The organism is Nocardiopsis sp. N85 (assembly GCF_028882275.1).
GTDB classification, from domain to species: domain Bacteria; phylum Actinomycetota; class Actinomycetes; order Streptosporangiales; family Streptosporangiaceae; genus Nocardiopsis; species Nocardiopsis lambiniae.
This window is the reverse complement of sequence record NZ_JARBUT010000018.1, coordinates 1-15597: the sequence shown is the minus strand read 5'-3', so window position 1 is coordinate 15597 and position 15597 is coordinate 1. Positions and strand designations below refer to the sequence as shown.

16 protein-coding genes are annotated in these 15597 nt (G+C 70.7%); 9 read left to right on the top strand and 7 right to left on the bottom strand.

The window, feature by feature from the left end:
- Positions 1-17: 17 nt before the first annotated feature.
- The 4 genes from lpdA to PWG71_RS21795 form a co-directional block, all read right to left on the bottom strand.
- The gene (lpdA, locus tag PWG71_RS21810) at positions 18-1394 is read right to left on the bottom strand and encodes a dihydrolipoyl dehydrogenase (protein WP_274811794.1); all 1377 of its coding nucleotides are present in this window, start codon (positions 1392-1394) and stop codon (positions 18-20) included.
- Positions 1395-1523: 129 nt separating this feature from the next.
- Complete coding sequence (locus PWG71_RS21805) at positions 1524-3038, bottom strand: leucyl aminopeptidase (protein WP_274811793.1); 1515 nt, start codon at positions 3036-3038, stop codon at positions 1524-1526.
- Positions 3039-3337: 299 nt separating this feature from the next.
- Positions 3338-4126: an adenosylcobinamide-GDP ribazoletransferase gene (locus PWG71_RS21800; RefSeq protein WP_274811792.1), complete on the bottom strand. Its 789-nt coding sequence runs from the start codon at positions 4124-4126 to the stop codon at positions 3338-3340.
- On the bottom strand, positions 4123-5112 hold the full coding sequence (locus PWG71_RS21795) for a bifunctional adenosylcobinamide kinase/adenosylcobinamide-phosphate guanylyltransferase (protein WP_274811887.1): 990 nt from the start codon (positions 5110-5112) through the stop codon (positions 4123-4125). Before PWG71_RS21795 ends, PWG71_RS21800 begins: the two co-directional genes overlap by 4 nt.
- 212 nt (positions 5113-5324) lie before the next feature.
- Here PWG71_RS21795 and PWG71_RS21790 point away from each other — a divergent pair, with 212 nt between their 5' ends.
- The gene (locus PWG71_RS21790) at positions 5325-5531 is read left to right on the top strand and encodes a hypothetical protein (RefSeq protein WP_274811791.1); all 207 of its coding nucleotides are present in this window, start codon (positions 5325-5327) and stop codon (positions 5529-5531) included.
- A gap of 194 nt (positions 5532-5725) precedes the next feature.
- On the opposite strand, the gene PWG71_RS21785 is transcribed toward PWG71_RS21790, so the two are convergent.
- Together PWG71_RS21785 and PWG71_RS21780 are read right to left on the bottom strand one after the other, a co-directional pair.
- Complete coding sequence (locus tag PWG71_RS21785) at positions 5726-6730, bottom strand: aldo/keto reductase family protein (RefSeq protein ID WP_274811790.1); 1005 nt, start codon at positions 6728-6730, stop codon at positions 5726-5728.
- A gap of 160 nt (positions 6731-6890) precedes the next feature.
- Positions 6891-7535, bottom strand: coding sequence for a DUF3043 domain-containing protein (locus PWG71_RS21780; RefSeq protein ID WP_342455998.1), 645 nt, complete (start codon positions 7533-7535; stop codon positions 6891-6893).
- 117 nt (positions 7536-7652) lie between these two features.
- Between PWG71_RS21780 and PWG71_RS21775 the strand changes: the two genes are divergently transcribed.
- From PWG71_RS21775 to rpsD, 7 genes are all read left to right on the top strand, one after another.
- Positions 7653-8417, top strand: coding sequence for a PspA/IM30 family protein (locus tag PWG71_RS21775; RefSeq protein ID WP_274811788.1), 765 nt, complete (start codon positions 7653-7655; stop codon positions 8415-8417).
- On the top strand, positions 8414-8692 hold the full coding sequence (gene pspAA / locus PWG71_RS21770) for a PspA-associated protein PspAA (RefSeq protein WP_274811787.1): 279 nt from the start codon (positions 8414-8416) through the stop codon (positions 8690-8692). Before PWG71_RS21775 ends, pspAA begins: the two co-directional genes overlap by 4 nt.
- 227 nt (positions 8693-8919) lie before the next feature.
- Positions 8920-9840, top strand: a complete 921-nt coding sequence (gene htpX / locus PWG71_RS21765) for a zinc metalloprotease HtpX (RefSeq protein WP_274811786.1) — start codon at positions 8920-8922, stop codon at positions 9838-9840.
- Between the two features lie 31 nt (positions 9841-9871).
- A complete protein-coding gene (gene pspAB, locus PWG71_RS21760) occupies positions 9872-10468 on the top strand; it encodes a PspA-associated protein PspAB (protein WP_274811785.1) in 597 nt (198 codons plus the stop codon).
- A gap of 691 nt (positions 10469-11159) precedes the next feature.
- The gene (locus tag PWG71_RS21755; protein ID WP_274811784.1) at positions 11160-11507 is read left to right on the top strand and encodes a HesB/IscA family protein; all 348 of its coding nucleotides are present in this window, start codon (positions 11160-11162) and stop codon (positions 11505-11507) included.
- Positions 11508-11784: 277 nt separating this feature from the next.
- Complete coding sequence (locus PWG71_RS21750) at positions 11785-12756, top strand: carbohydrate kinase family protein (RefSeq protein WP_274811783.1); 972 nt, start codon at positions 11785-11787, stop codon at positions 12754-12756.
- A 301-nt stretch (positions 12757-13057) separates the two neighbouring features.
- Positions 13058-13669, top strand: a complete 612-nt coding sequence (gene rpsD / locus PWG71_RS21745) for a 30S ribosomal protein S4 (RefSeq protein ID WP_274811782.1) — start codon at positions 13058-13060, stop codon at positions 13667-13669.
- Between the two features lie 149 nt (positions 13670-13818).
- On the opposite strand, the gene PWG71_RS21740 is transcribed toward rpsD, so the two are convergent.
- Positions 13819-14061: a sulfurtransferase TusA family protein gene (locus PWG71_RS21740; protein WP_397221850.1), complete on the bottom strand. Its 243-nt coding sequence runs from the start codon at positions 14059-14061 to the stop codon at positions 13819-13821.
- Between the two features lie 460 nt (positions 14062-14521).
- Here PWG71_RS21740 and ctaC point away from each other — a divergent pair, with 460 nt between their 5' ends.
- Entirely contained in the window at positions 14522-15469 is a 948-nt protein-coding gene (gene ctaC / locus PWG71_RS21735) for an aa3-type cytochrome oxidase subunit II (protein ID WP_446725075.1), read from the top strand.
- The last annotated feature ends 128 nt before the right edge of the window (positions 15470-15597 follow it).

The following is a 15597-nucleotide window of genomic DNA, read 5'->3' as shown; positions in this document are numbered from 1 at the left end:
CCCGCCCCCGGGTGCGGTCAGTCGTGGACGTGGAGCGGCTTGCCCGCCAGCGCGAGATGCGCTTCGCCCAGCGCCTCCGATTGGCTCGGGTGCGGGTGGATGAGCTGGGCCACCTCGGAGGGCAGGGCCTCCCAGTTGTAGATGAGCTGCCCCTCGGCGATGAGTTCGCCGACGCGGCTGCCCACCATGTGGACGCCCAGCACGGGGCCGTCCTTCTCGGCGATGACCTTGACGGCGCCCTGGGTCTGGAGGATCTGGCTCTTGCCGTTGCCCGCCAGGTTGTAGTTCATCTCGACGACCTCCAGACCGCGCTCCTCGGCGGCCTTGGTGGTCAGGCCCACGGAGGCGACCTCGGGCTCGCAGTAGGTCACGCGGGGGACGCCGTCGTAGTCGATGGCGGCCGGGTTGAGACCGGCGATGTGCTCGGCGACGAAGATGCCCTCGGCGAAGCCGACGTGGGCCAGCTGGAGGGTGGGGATCAGGTCGCCGGCGGCGTAGATGTTCCCGACGCCGGTGTGCAGGTTCTCGTCCACGGTGACGAAGCCGCGGTCCAGGGTGATCCCCTGCTCCTCGTAGCCCAGGCCCTCGGAGACGGGGCCGCGGCCGATGGCGACCAGCAGCACCTCGGCTTCGAGGGTCTTGCCGCCCTTGAGGGTGACGGTGACACCGGAGTCGGTGGTCTTGACCGACTCGAAGGGGGTGCCCAGCTCGTACTTGATGCCGCGCTTGCGGAAGGCGCGCTCCAGCAGCTTGGAGCTGGACTCCTCCTCGACCGGGACCAGGTGCGGCAGGGCCTCGACGATGGTGACCTCGGCGCCGTAGGAGCGCCACACGCTGGCGAACTCCACGCCGATGACGCCGCCGCCCAGGACGATCACGGAGGCGGGGACGTGGTCCAGGCCCAGGGCCTGGTCGCTGGTCATGACCTTCTCGCCGTCGATGTCCAGGCCCAGGGTCTTGGGCTTGGAGCCGGTGGCGAGGAGGATGTTCCCACCCTTGTAGACGGCGTCGCCGACGGTGACCTCGTCCTTGCCGGTGAGGCGGCCCTCGCCCTCGACGACGGTGATCTTGCGGGACTTGATCAGCCCGCTGAGGCCCTTGTACAGGCCGTTGATCACCTTGTCCTTGTACTTGTGCACGGCCTCGATGTCGATGCCCTCGAAGGTGGCCTTGACACCGAAGTTCTCGCTCTCCTTGGCGGAGTCGGCGACCTCGGCCGAGTGCAGGAGGGCCTTGGTGGGGATGCAGCCACGGTGCAGGCAGGTGCCGCCGAGCTTGTCCTTTTCGATCAGCACGACGCTCATGTCGAGCTCCGCGGCGCGCAGTGCCGCCGCGTAGCCGCCGCTGCCGCCGCCAAGGACGACGAGGTCGAAGGTGCCGCCGCTCTCACTCACGGGAACGAACTCCTTGTTGTGGTGGCTGGTGATTCAGGTGGTGGGACCGCGGATCGGGGAGTCCCTGCGGGGTCCGCGGTCGGGGCGGGCGGCGCGGGCTCATGGAGCGCCGCCCGCCCCGGGGTGGAACTATTCGGCGTAGGTCTCGGCGATCCGGATCAGGGTCCGGGTGCCGGCGCCGGTGCCGCCCTTGGGGGTGTACCCGTGCGGTCCGCCCTGGTTGAAGGACGGGCCGGCGATGTCCAGGTGGGCCCACGTGACGTTCTCGCCGATGAACTCCTTGAGGAAGACACCGGCGGAGAGCATGCCGCCCCAGCGTTCGCCCGCCACGTTGGCGATGTCGGCGACCGAGGAGTCCAGGCCGGCGCGCAGCTCGGCGGGCAGGGGCATCGGCCAGGCGGCCTCGCCCTCCTCGCCGGCCGCGGCGACGATCCGCTCGCGCGCGTCGTCGTCGTTGGCCATGACCGCGAACACGCGGGTGCCGAGCGCGACCATCTGGGCGCCGGTCAGCGTGGCGATGTCCACGACCAGGTCGGGGTCGTCCTCCTGGGCGCGGACCAGGGCGTCGGCCATGACCAGGCGGCCCTCGGCGTCGGTGTTGAGGACCTCGACGGTCTTGCCGCCGTAGATGCTCAGGACGTCGGAGGGACGCTGGGCGTTGCCGCTGGGCATGTTCTCGGCGACGGCCAGGTAACCGACGACATCGACCTTCAGGCCCAGGGAGGAGATGGCCCGCATGGCGGCGAGCACGGAGGCGGCGCCGGCCATGTCGGATTTCATCGCGTCCATGCCGCCGGCCGGCTTGAGGGACAGGCCGCCGGAGTCGAAGGTGATGCCCTTGCCGACGAAGGCGATCGTGCGGGTGGCCTCCGGGTGGGTGTGGGACAGGCGGACCAGGCGCGGCGGGTTGGCCGAACCCTGGCCGACACCGGTCAGGCCGCCGTAGCCGCCCTCGGCGAGCGCCTGCTCGTCGAGGACCTCGATGTCCAGACCGGCCTGCTTGGCGATCTCCTGGGCGGCCGCGGCCAGGTCCTCGGGGACCAGGTCCGAGGGCGCGGTGTTGACCAGGTCGCGGGTCAGGTCGACCGCGTCGGCCAGGACGGCGGCGCGCTCGACGGCGGCCGGGGCGTCCTCGGCACCGCTCACGAGGAGCAGTTCGACGTCGGGGCGGGCGGCCTTCTTCTCGGCCTTCTCACCGGTGCGGTACCGGTCGAAGGAGTAGGTGCCCAGGCGGGCGCCGACCGCGACGGCTCCGGCCTCGGCGGCGGTGTCGGAGGGCAGGGCCAGGATGACGCGCCCGGCACCCTCCGGTCGGGCGTTGAGGGCGCGCAGGGCCGCGCCCGCGGCGCGGGCGAGGACGTCGGGGTCGACCGGACCGTCGGCGGGCGCGGGGCCGAGACCGACCGTGACGATCACCGGGGCCGTGACGGCTCCGAGGGAGGCGAGGGTGCGCACCTCCTCGGCGGCGCCGCTCGCTCCCAGGAGCGACAGGGTCCGGGCGAGGCCGCCGGAGAAGGCGGCGTCGACGTCATGAGCGCCCGACGCGGGTTCCGGGGCGTCGCCCCCGGAGTGGTAACCGACGACGAGGGCGTCGGCGTCGAGCGAACTGGGGGACTCCGTGTGTACTGACAACGTCGTGCTCACATCCACGATGCTAGTCGCCTCGTGCTCCGCTCGGTGACGTGGCACCCCGGGGTGCGAGAGCGCCCCCGGGTGCGGCGCGGACTCCGGGGGTGTCCGGGATCGGCCCCGGTCCGGCCGGGCCGAGAGGGCGCCTCTGGACGCCGACCGGAGGTGTCGCACGGGGGCGCGGGGAGGGCGGCGCGGTGCCCGAGGTGGGTATCGGTGAAACCTCGTGTGAAGAAATGTGATGATGGCTACATTGTGCGCGTGCTGATGCTACCCATCGGTACAAAAAGCCCGGTGGGGCGCCGCCTCCGGACTCACACCCACGCGACGGCCCCCGCGGCCACGATCAGCGTCGCCGTCGCCCCCGTCTCGGACAACGCGCCCAGCACGTCCCCGGTGACACCGCCCAACCGGCGCACGGCACGCCGTCGCAACAGGACCGCCGCCGTCGAACCGACCGCGAGCGCCACCGCGCAGGCCACCGCGAAACCGGGGGAGCGGACCAGTCCCAGGGCGCACAGTGCCACCGCGCCCGCGCTCGCCGCCACGGCGCCCGCCACCGGGACCGTCCCGGCCACCAACGCGCCCAGTCCCTCCGGCCGTGCCGCGGGCACCCCGGGCGTGCACGCCCACGTGATCGCCAACCGTCCCGCGGCGCCCGCCACCGTCGCGCCCGCCAGGGCCGCCCACGGAGAGGCCTCCGCCAACCCGCCCAGGGCCAGCGTCTGCGCGCCCAGCACCACGAGCAGGGTGATCACACCGAACGGCCCGATGTCGGAACGGCGCATCACCTCCAGCGCCCCCTCGGCCGGCCGGGCACTGCCCAGACCGTCGGCCAGATCGGCCAACCCGTCCAGGTGCAGCCCCCGGGTGAGCAGCGCGGCCGCGCCCACCCCCAGCAGCGCGGCCAGCGCGGTCGGCAGTCCCGACCACGTCCCGAGCACCGCCACCGCACCGGTCAGCGCCCCCAGCAGGGCCCCCACCCCGGGCGCCCACAGCATCGCCGACCCGGCCGTGACGCGATCCACCCGCTCCACCCGGACCGGGAACACCGTGAGCGTCCCCACCGCCAGACGGGCCCCGGCACCGACGGCACCCCTCACGGCAACTCCAGTACACGGCCGGCCGTGACCAGGACGACCTCCTCCGACTCGGCCCCCACCCACTGGTTGAGCCGTCCCAGGTGATCGCGGAACAGGCGGCCCGACCGGGTCGCGGGCACCACGCCCGAACCGACCTCGTTGGTCACGGCCACCACGTAGGCCCGGGTGGCCCGCCAGGCCTCCAACAGGGAGTGGACCTCGGCCTCGACCCGTTCCTCGGCGTCGACCGGCGGGTCCTCCTCCCACAGGCCGTGCTTCCCCATGATCGCGGTCAGCCAGGTGCCCAGACAGTCGATGAGGACCGCGCCCCGGCTCCGTTCGAGCAGCGAGGACAGATCACGGGTCTCCTCGGTCGTCCACCACCAGGGTCTTCGGGCGACGTGCGCGGACACCCGTTCCGCCCATTCGGCGTCGCGGCCGGGGTCCGAGGGTTCCCCGGTCGCCACGTAGGACACCTGCGGTTCGGTGAGCAGGCGCAGTTCGGCCTCGACGGACTTGCCCGAGCGGGCCCCGCCCGTGATGAGCACCCGGTGCGGGCCGTGCGGCCGGGACCCGGGCCACACCGCCGGCGGACACGACATGACGTGACCGTCCCCTGGGGCGAACGCGCCCCACAGGAGGGCCCGCCGCGCGAACTCCTGCGGGGATCGGACCCGATGGTCGCCCCCGACCGCCACGACGGCGGTGGTCACCCCGATCACGCCGCTGCGGCGCAGTTCGCCGATGGTCTCCGGGCGCTGGGCCGCGTCCACGATGACCATGTCCACCCGCTGGGGCGGGGCCGAGGCGAACCCGTGACCGGCCGAGGCGGCCTCCACCGGCGGCACCGCGGGCAGCGGCCCGGGGACGGAACGGGCGTAGAGCAGACGCCCGCCGCCGGCGCTCTCGACCAGGACGCCGTCGGAGGTCCGGCTGACCGAGTACTCCCGGGGTACCGGGCCCACGGCGCCGTTCTCGCGCAGCCGGAACCGGTCGTCGACGGTCACGCGCAAGGGCAGCCGGCGTTCCCCCTGGGCCTTGTTGCAGGAGGAGCAGGTGCACTGAGGGGCGGGCCAACCGGCGTGGCCCGCCGTTCCCGAGAATCGGATTCGCACCTGAAGAAGTAAACCGCATGCCCCGCCCAGGCTTGGTTAAGCTCGGCACGGGATCGCGGCGACCCGTAGGCCGCGACCTTCCTCGACGGAAAGGGCGTTCGACGATGGCGTGGACCTGGCGGTACCACGAGGCCGACGGTGCCGACGCGCTCGCGGGGGACCTCCCCTCCGAGTCGTTCACCTCGCGCGGGGACGCCGAGAGCTGGCTCGGCGAGAACTGGCAGGAGCTCACCGAGGGCGGGGTGGACCGGGTCGTCCTGCTGGAGGACGACCAGAAGGTCTACACGATGTCCCTGGAGCCCGCCGAATGAGATGACACGAAGCCCCGGCCCTCCGAGAGGGCCGGGGCTTCGTGCTCGCGTGTCGTCTCGGGTGCCCGTGGAACGGGAACCTTCGGCCGCTGCGTGAACGTCCTCGTTCCTCGGACGGTCACTCCGCCGGCCTCCAGAACCCCGTGGGCGGCCTCGCGACCTCAGGCCACGGAAGAGCACACGAAGAACAGGCCTCAGGCGCGGATGTCCTCGGGGCTGCGGGTGAGCGTCGGGTCGCGGTCGACGCTGTCACCGAGGACCTCGTCGATCCGGGCGAGCAGTTCGGCGTCCAGCGTCACCCCGGCCGCCTTGACGTTGTCCTGCACCTGTTCGGGCCGGGAGGCGCCGATGATGGCGGTGGACACGTTGTCGTTCTGCAACACCCAGGCGACCGCGAGCTGGGGCAGGCTCAGACCCGCCTCGGCGGCGATCGGGGCCAGGTTCTGCACCCGCTCCAGCAGCTCCCGGTCGTCGACGCGGTCGGCGATGAAGTGCTTGCTGTCGGGGTCCGTGGCCCGGGTGCCCTCGGGCAGCGGCGCGCCCGGCTTGTACTTGCCGGTGAGGATGCCGCCGGCGATGGGCGACCACACGACCTGGCCCAGACCCTCGCGGCGGGACAGGGGGACGACCTCCGACTCGATGACCCGCCACAGCATGTTGTACTGCGGCTGGTTGGAGACGATGCGGTCGAACCCGGACTCGTCGGCGATCTTCAGGGCCCGCTCGATCTGTTCGGCGTTCCACTCGGAGACGCCCACGTGCAGCACCTTGCCCTGGCGGACCAGGTCCTCGAAGGCGCGCAGGGTCTCCTCCAGCGGGGCCCCGTGGTCGAACCGGTGGGCCTGGTACAGGTCCAGGTAGTCGGTGCCCAGGCGGCGCAGGGTGTCCTCCACGCCGCGGATGATGTGCTTGCGGGACAGGCCCCGGTCGTTCTTGCCCGGGCCCATCGGCCAGTAGACCTTGGAGAAGATCTCCAGACCGTCCCGGCGCTCGCCCTTCAGCGCCCGGCCGAGGACCTCCTCGGCCTTGCCGCGGGCGTAGACGTCCGCGGTGTCGAACGTGGTGATGCCGGCGTCCAGGGCGGCGCGAACGCAGGCGACCGCCGCGTCCTCCTCGACCTGGGAACCGTGCGTGATCCAGTTGCCGTAGGCGATCTCGCTGACGACGAGACCGCTCGTGCCCAGATGGCGAAAGTCCATGGCGAGCACTCTAGTGGGAGATCGTGTCCGTTCGCGAGGTTCGTCCGATCGCGTTGGGAACGCTCCCGTGCCTCCGGCGGGCCGGGAAGCCGGGAAAAGGTCGGGGGCCGGCGCTCGGCGCCGGCCCCGGGTGGCCGTAGGGGGATGCGAACACCCGTGGTCAGTGCGGGACGGGCGCCTCGCCGACCTTCACCTTGGGCTTGGGCAGACGCAGCCGGCGGAACTGGAGCTGGCGCATGGTCGCGTACCAGCCGATGCCGCGCAGCAGATCGTCGTTCGGGTAGTGCTCGGCGGTCAGGCGCTTGACCCGCCGCGAGGTGAAGACGCCCTCGGCCACCAGCGTCACCATCATCAGCGGCCACGCGACGTAGGCGACGCCGATCTGGAAGATCGGGTTGGGGATGAAGAGCAACATGATGATGCCGATCGAGAACGGCAGGAAGAACTCGCTGGCCGAACGGCGCGAGTCGACCAGGTCACGGGCGTACCGGCGGGCCGGGCCGAGGTCGGCCGGGCGGTAGAACCGGGCCTCGTCCTGCGGAACGCCCTTCAGGCCCCCGGAACTGACCTTGCTCACGCCTCGTTGACGATCGAGACGGGCGCGGTAAGCCTGGTAGGCCTCTTTGCGGGTCTCCGGGGCCTTGATCGGTTTGCGCGGGTTGGGCTCTGATTCCCTGCGCTTTGGGGTGGGGACACCCTTCTTGGGGGTATATCCCTTAGGTTGGGTGGCCTCAGAGGCCTCGGGGCTGGCGGATTCGGTGGACTGCGAATCCGTGTCTGCGGAAGCGGAGCGACGTCGGAACACACCCACAGGGTAGCCGGTCACAGCTTTATGGCGACCGCGGGCCAGACCGCGTAGGGTTGGGCGAAGCGCCCGCTGGGAACAGCCGATGTACGCACCGAGAAGGGGACGGCCACGCCGATGAGCGTGTTTCAGCGACTTTCGATGATCTTCAAGTCCAAGGCCAACAAGGCCTTGGACTCGGTCGAGGACCCCAGGGAGACCCTCGACTACTCGTACCAGAAACAACTCGAACTCCTGCAGAAGGTCCGACGTGGTGTGGCCGACGTCGCGACCTCCCGCAAGCGGGTCGAATTGCAGATACAGCAGTTGGAGCAGCAGTCCTCCAAGCTTGAGAACCAGGGCCGTGCCGCCCTGACGCAGGGGCGGGAGGACCTCGCCCGCGAGGCCCTGACCCGTCGCTCCGGTCTCAGCCAGCAGATCGACGACCTGCGTCAGCAGCACTCCAACCTCCAGGGCGAGGAGCAGAAGCTCACCTTGGCGGCCCAGCGCCTCCAGGCCAAGGTGGACGCGTTCCGCACCCGCAAGGAGACCATCAAGGCCACCTACACCGCGGCCCAGGCCCAGACCCAGATCAGCGAGGCCTTCACCGGCATCTCCGAGGAGATGGGCGATGTCGGCATGGCGATACAGCGGGCCGAGGACAAGACCGCGGAGCTCCAGGCCCGTGCCGGGGCCGTCGACGAACTGCTCGCCTCCGGCGCGCTCGACGACGTCACCGGCTCCGGTCCCCGCGACGACATCCAGGCCGAGCTCGACCGCATGGCCAGCACCACCGGTGTCGAGGCCGAACTGGAACGGATGAGGATGGAGCTGGGCGGCGGCAGCGCCACCCCGCAGATCGAGCGGGGCAACGGCACCACCGGTCGTGGGGAGGGCGCGTGATCGTCCGCATCATGGGTGAGGGACAGCTCGACCTCACCGACGCCGACCTCGACCTGCTCAACTCCTTCGACTCCGCCCTGGAGTCGGCGATCGAGGCGGGCGACGAGGACACCTTCCGCAAGGCGCTGCACGACCTGCTGGCCAAGGTGCGCGAGCACGGCACACCGCTGCCGCCCGACGCGCTGGAGCCCTCGCAGTTCATCCTTCCGCACGCCGAAGCCGGCATGGACGAGGTCCGTCAGATGTTGCAGGACGACGGCCTCATCCCGGGCTAGGGGACCCGGACCCCCGCGGTCCGACCCCCGTACCCGGACCGACCGACCGGGCCCGCCTCCACCGTCCGGGCGGGACCGGCCCGGTTCCTGCGCGCGCACATCGCACCGGGGCCGCCACGACCTTTCCGCGTCGTGGCGGCCCCGGCGTGTTCACGTCTTCTCTTCACCCTTTTCTCACCTTCGCGAACTAGACTCCGAATCGTCCCGACCAGGGGAGGACGTAACGCATGGCGGGTTCCAGATTCGCACCGGACCGAGGACTGACGGGTCGGATGGCCCTCACCATGTTCCTGCTGGTCCTGGTGTACGTGGCGTTCATCGTCGGTCTCGTCGCGGTGGGGCTGAACATCTGGCTGGTCCTGATCATCGTGGCCGCGTTCGCGCTGTTCAGCTACTTCTCCTCCGACAAGATCGCCATGTTCGCGATGGGCGCCAAGGAGGTCACCCCCCAGCAGGCCCCCCAGCTGCACGCCCTCATCGACCGGCTGTGCGCCATGGCCGACATGCCCAAGCCCCGGGTCGGCATCGCCGACACCGACGTCCCCAACGCCTTCGCCACCGGGCACAGCCAGAAGACCGCCGTCGTGTGCGTCACCACCGGGCTGCTGCGTCGGTTGGAGGGACCGGAGCTGGAGGCGGTCCTGGCCCACGAGCTGTCCCACGTCGCGCACCGCGACGTCACGGTCATGACGGTCGCCGGGTTCCTGGGCATCGTCGCCGGGTTCCTCACCCAGGCCGGACTGCGCTTCGCCGTCTTCGCCGGCGCGAGCCGCGGTGGCAACAACAACGGACCCGCCCCGGCCGTGGTCGCCCTGCTGGTGGTAGTGGTCAGCGCCATCGCCTGGGGGCTGAGCTTCCTTCTCACCCGGGCGCTGTCGCGCTACCGGGAGCTGGCGGCCGACCGCGCCGCCGCCCACCTCACCGGCCGCCCGTCGGCGCTGGGCAGCGCCCTCACCAAGATCACCGGCGACATGGCCCGCATCCCGAGCCGGGACCTGCGGCAGGTGGAACCGTTCAACGCCTTCTTCTTCGCCCCCGCCTTCGCCAAGGGGTTCAGTCTGAACAGCCTGATCGCCACCCACCCCCCGGTGGAGAAGCGGTTGGAGCAGCTCTCGGAGATCTCCCGCCAGTTGGGCCGGGGGGCCTGAGCACAACGATCCCGATGGGAGTCGAGACATCGTGAGTTTCTGGCGGGCCCTGCTGGGCCGATCCGAGCCGGTCGAGCCCGACCTGGACGCCCTGTTCGGGCTGCCGTCGGCCGCGGTCACCCTGCGCGCCTCGGCCGGATTCCGGCCGACCGGGACCGGGTCGGTGGCCTTCCGCTCGGCGGAGGGCGCGGCCTTCGCGGATCTGGAGAAGGACATCACCGCGCTCCTCGACGTCGGGGACGGGCCGCCGGTCGGTCAGGTCACCGACGAGTACGGGTACACGTGGCTGGTGGTGCGCTCCGACCACCCGCCGGCGGAACAGGGCGAGGTGACCGATCCCGACATCACGGGGCTGGTCACCTCACTCCACGCGGTCAACTCCACCCTGGAGGAGAACGGGTACGGGCCCTCGCTGCTGTGCTCGCTGCTGGGGTTCACCGATGGGCGACGTTCGCTGGCCCTGGTCTACCTCTACAAGCGCGGTACCTTCTACCCGTTCGCACCGCTGCCGGGGCAGCGGCGGGACAACGCCCTGGAGCTCCAGGCGGAGGCGGCCATCGGCGGGGACCTGCCGATGGAGGCCGATCGGTCGCGTTGGTTCCCGGTGTACGGGGCACCCGGTCTCTGATTTTCACATAATGGAATTAAAAATCCATAATGTGAATTTTTTTGATACCGAACCCTGGTGCCGGGCCACGTGACGCAGCACACCGAGCACGTGCGCATCGTGATCGCACCGGACACGTTCGCCGGAACCCTGAGCGCCTCGGAGGCCGCCCGGGCCGACGGCGCCCGCACCGTCGTGGTCGGCCCGGGTGTCGGTTCCGCCAACGACGCCGGCACCGGGCTGCTCGCCGCCCAGGGCGCCGCCTCCGCCGATCCCCTCTTGGGACGGCGGAGCCCCGGTGGAAGCCGACGGGGTCGACCTCGCTCCCGGCACGGGCCGCCGCCTCGGGGAGCACCGAGACCCACGTCCTCGCCGAGCCGGCCGGATCGGTGGCGGCGGCGATGGAACGCCCCGCCGAGGAACCGCGCTCTCCGGCCGCCGGCGTGGTCCGCCGGGCGCGCTGATCGGCCCCGACGCGCGGTGTGGTGGCCGGGCCGGATGGGTACCCTGGTGGAACACGCGCAAGTCAGCCCGTACCGGACCCTCGCCAGGGTCCGCGAGGTCGGACGGACACGGTGGCGGCGCGTTGGAATGCGGCGCCGGCGCCGGGCGTTGGCATCCGTTGAAGAGGACATCCGTTCTTAGGACGGGGCCAGTCCGGGGCCGCGGGCGCAAGCGGGCCGCAACCCCTTTCCATGAGGAGCTTTACACGATGACGGTTCAGAGCGAGACCACCGAGGGGATCAACCTCACGGACGACGCGTCCAACAAGATCCGGGCTCTGCTTGAGCAGGAGGGCCGGGACGACCTGCGCCTTCGCGTCGCGGTCCAGCCCGGCGGTTGTTCCGGTCTGCGCTACCAGCTCTACTTCGACGAGCGCGAGCTCGACGGCGACGTCGTCACCGACTTCGGCGGCGTCGAGGTCGTCACCGACCGGATGAGCTCCCCTTACCTCATCGGCGCGACCATCGACTTCGTCGACACCATCGAGAAGCAGGGCTTCACCATCGACAACCCCAACGCCACCGGTTCCTGCGCCTGCGGCGACTCGTTCAACTAGGGCGCTCTCCGTGGAGGTCCCCCGTCGTGCGGCGGGGTGGGCGTCCGCGCAGGACACGCCCCCGGCCCACCGCGGCCGGCCCGCGGCCGGCCGGTGGGCCCGTGAGGGAGGGCGGACCCGGTCCGCCCTCCCTTCGTCGTGCCCGGGCGCGGTCCCTCCTTCCGGCGGGAGTGAGGGGCCGGATACCCTGGGTCGGTCCGAGCGGGCGCGTCGTCGACGTGCCCGGAACCACGTCCGGTCCCCGACCGGTGCGTCCCGAGCAAGGAGCCCCCGTCCCGTGCGTATCGCGGTTGCCGGATCCATCGCCACCGATCACCTGATGTCCTTCGAGGGGCGGTTCGCGGAGCAGATCATCCCCGAGCAGATCCAGCAGTTGTCCCTCTCCTTCCTCATCGACGAGCTGGACGTCCGACGCGGCGGCGTCGCCGCCAACATCTGCTTCGGACTGGGCGGGTTCGGGCTGTCCCCGGTCCTGGTCGGCGCGGCCGGTGCCGACTTCGAGGACTACCGCGCCTGGCTGGACCGCCACGGCGTGGACACCTCCCACGTCTACATCTCCGAGCTTCGGCACACCGCCCGGTTCATCTGCACCACCGACCGCGACCAGAACCAGATCGCGTCGTTCTACGCCGGCGCCATGGCCGAGGCCCGCAACATCGAGCTCCAGCCGATCGCCGATCGCCTGGGCGGACTGGACCTGGTGCTCATCGGCGCCGACGACCCGGCCGCCATGGTCCGCCACAGCGAGGAGTGCCGGGCCCGGGGCATCGCCTTCGCCGCCGACCCCTCCCAGCAGCTCGCCCGGATGGAGGGGCCGCAGGTGCGCACCCTCATCGAGGGGGCGACCTTCCTCTTCACCAACGAGTACGAGAAGGCTCTGGCCGAGCAGAAGACCGGCTGGTCCGACACCGAGGTCCTGACCAAGGTCGGCACCCGCATCACGACCCTCGGCGCCAAGGGCGCCCGGATCGACCGCGAGGGCGAGCCGAGCGTCCACGTGCCCGCCGCCGCCGTCGGCGACCTGGTCGACCCCACCGGCATGGGCGACGCCTTCCGCGCCGGCTTCCTGGCCGCCCACTCCTGGGGCCTGGCCCTGGAGCGCGCCGCCCAGGTGGGCAACGCCACCGCCGTCCACTGCCTGGAGGTCGACGGCCCTCAGGAGTACATGCTCACCGGCGCCTCCCTGTTGGAGCGTTTGGAGCGTTCCTACGGTGCGGAGGTCGCCGCTGAGGTCCGCCCGTTCGTCTAGGTCGTCCGGACCCCGTAGAGTAGATCGTCGTGACCCCGTGTCCCGAGCACTCGCGTGCCCGGGACACGATTCGCACGGATCCCCACCGCCTCGTTCGGTGGATCCTCCGTGCCCGCCGATGCGCTGAAACGCGTGTCGGTGTATCGCCCGAACCGTCAGCGCAGGGTCACCGCGACGGTGGGGAACCCGCTCCGGTCCACGTCCGACGGACGTGCCCGGAGCCCGGGCGTCCACGGGACGCCTCCCAGTTCTAGGTCAGCCTTACCTGGGATTCCCCGCATTCCCCGTGAAAGGACATTGCATGCGCTACACCGGACCCAAGGTGCGGTTGTCGCGGCGCGCCGGAATGCCGCTGACCCGTAAGGCGGTCAGCTACTTCGAGAAGCGCCCCTACCCGCCCGGTGAGCACGGCCGTCGCGTTCGCCGCAACAGCAGCGACTTCGCCGTTCGCCAGGCCGAGAAGCAGAAGGTGCGCTGGTACTACGACCTGACCGAGAAGCAGCTGCTCAGGATCTACGAGAACGCCAAGAAGCGCACCGGCCGCACCGGTGAGGAGATGCTCGCCGAGCTGGAGCTGCGTCTGGCCACGGTCGTTCTGCGCGCCGGTCTCGCCGCGTCGATCTACGCCGCGCGTCAGTTCATCAACCACGGTCACGTCACCGTGGACGGCAAGAAGGTCGACATCCCGTCGTACCAGGTCAAGCCGGGCCAGATCATCGCGGTGCGGGAGAAGTCCCGCAGCATGGTGCCGTTCGTCGAGGCCGCCGAGGGCGTCCACGCCGACGACAAGATCGCCGGTTACCTGGCGGTCAGCCACAAGGACCTGCGCATCGCGGTCGTCGACCGCCCCAAGCGTGAGCAGATCCCGGTGCCCTTCGACGAGCAGCTCGTCGTCGAGTTCTACGCCCGCTAGCACCCCCGTGGACGCCCTCGCGGGTGTCCCGTGCGAGCACGCGAAGGCCGCGTGGACCCCGTGTCCGCGCGGCCTTCGCCGTGTCCGCGTCATCCCGGAATTCGGCGTGTCCTAATCGTTACGCCAACGGAACCGGAACCGGGAACGGCTCAGTACATGCGGCGGATGTGAAACGCGCTACCCCGGGCGAGGGGCACCTCCGCGACGAATTCGTGCATCTTCATCCGGCACCATGCCGGGATGTCCGCCTTGGCGGCGGGGTCGTCCGCGGTGACCGCGATGACCCCTCCGATGGGCACTTCGTGCAGCCGCCGGGCCACCCAGATGATCGGGATCGGGCACTTGCGGCCCACCGCCTCCACGATCACCGACGGCGCCGTCGGCCGCGGGATCGGCCGTCGATCGGACACGGGAACCCCCTGTGCGTTGTCGTTCCGTGTCCCAATCTTGACCCGTCCCGCGCGGTAAGGCGAACCCGGTTAAGGGTGTCGTGAACCCAGCGATACGCTCACCTTGTTCTCTCCTCGTGAGACGCCTCCGGGCCGCCCCCGCAGTGGACGCGGGCACCGCCCGGGACCCGCTCAGGCGGGTCGGCGACCTCATGGAGGAGGGCCCGGGGGAACGCCGGGCCGCGCCTCGCCGTCCGCCGGGAGGGGTCATCCCCGACGGGGCCGACGGGCCCGGCTCCACGGACCACCGAGTGTCCCGTACACGGGCCTTCGGCAACACGCTGACCAGGCAAGCCCATGAACGGGACCCTGGGCGGTTCGCGATAATGTTTCCCCCTGACAAGCTTTGGATACTTAGGCCGCCCGTGGAGATCCACGGGCTACACCGCTGGGAAGGCAATCCGTGAGTCCGACCCGCCAAGAAAATCGGCGTTCAAGTCTGCGCCGATGGGCACCACGCGGCGCCGCGCTCGCCGTGTTGGGGCTGGCCGCGACCGGCTGCGCGTCGAACGAGCTCACTCGTTTGGGCATGCCGGAGCCGATCACCGAGCAGGCCGAGCGTGTTCTCTCGCTCTGGCAGGGTTCCTGGGTGGCGGCTTTCGCGGTCGGCATTCTCGTGTGGGGACTGATCATCTGGTCGGTCATCTTCCACCGCAAGCGCTCTGAGCAGCTGCCGCCCCAGGTGCGCTACAACATGCCCATCGAGGCGCTCTACACCGTTCTTCCGATCGTCGTGGTCGCGGTGCTCTTCTACTTCACCGCGCGCGATCAGAACTACCTGCTGGACACCGAGCAGGAGGCCGACGTCCACGTCGAGGTCGTCGCCTTCCAGTGGGCCTGGCAGTTCAACTACCTGGACGCCCCCAAGGAGGAGGGCGGGCAGGTGCTGTTCTCCGAGGTGGGCATCCCCAACCCGGACGGCACCGCCGACCCCTCCACCCAGGCCACCCTGGTGCTTCCGGAGAACGCGGTCGTCCACTTCGACCTCCACTCCCCGGACGTCATCCACTCGTTCTGGGTCCCGGAGTTCGGGTTCAAGATGGACGTCATCCCCGGCCGGGACAACGCGTTCCAGGTGAACCTGGGTGACGACACCGCCGGTGAGTACATCGGCCGATGCGCCGAGCTGTGCGGTGTGGACCACACCCGCATGCTCTTCAACGTCCAGGTCCTGTCCGAGGGCGACTACGAGTCCTGGGCCACCGAGCAGGAGCAGGCGACCGAGGCCGCCGAGACCGAGGCCGCCGAGACCCCCGACACCCCGGACTCCGGCGAGGACACCGGCGCCGAGGGTTCCAATGCCGAAGGCACGGGCTCCGGCGCCGACGAGGCCGAGGAGACCAACGAGTAATGAGCACGACCACCACCCCGACACACACCGAAGGCCAGGGGGCGACGACCCACAAGGGCTCGAAGATCGTCAGCTGGCTGACGTCGACCGACCACAAGGTCATCGGGTACATGTACCTGATCACCTCG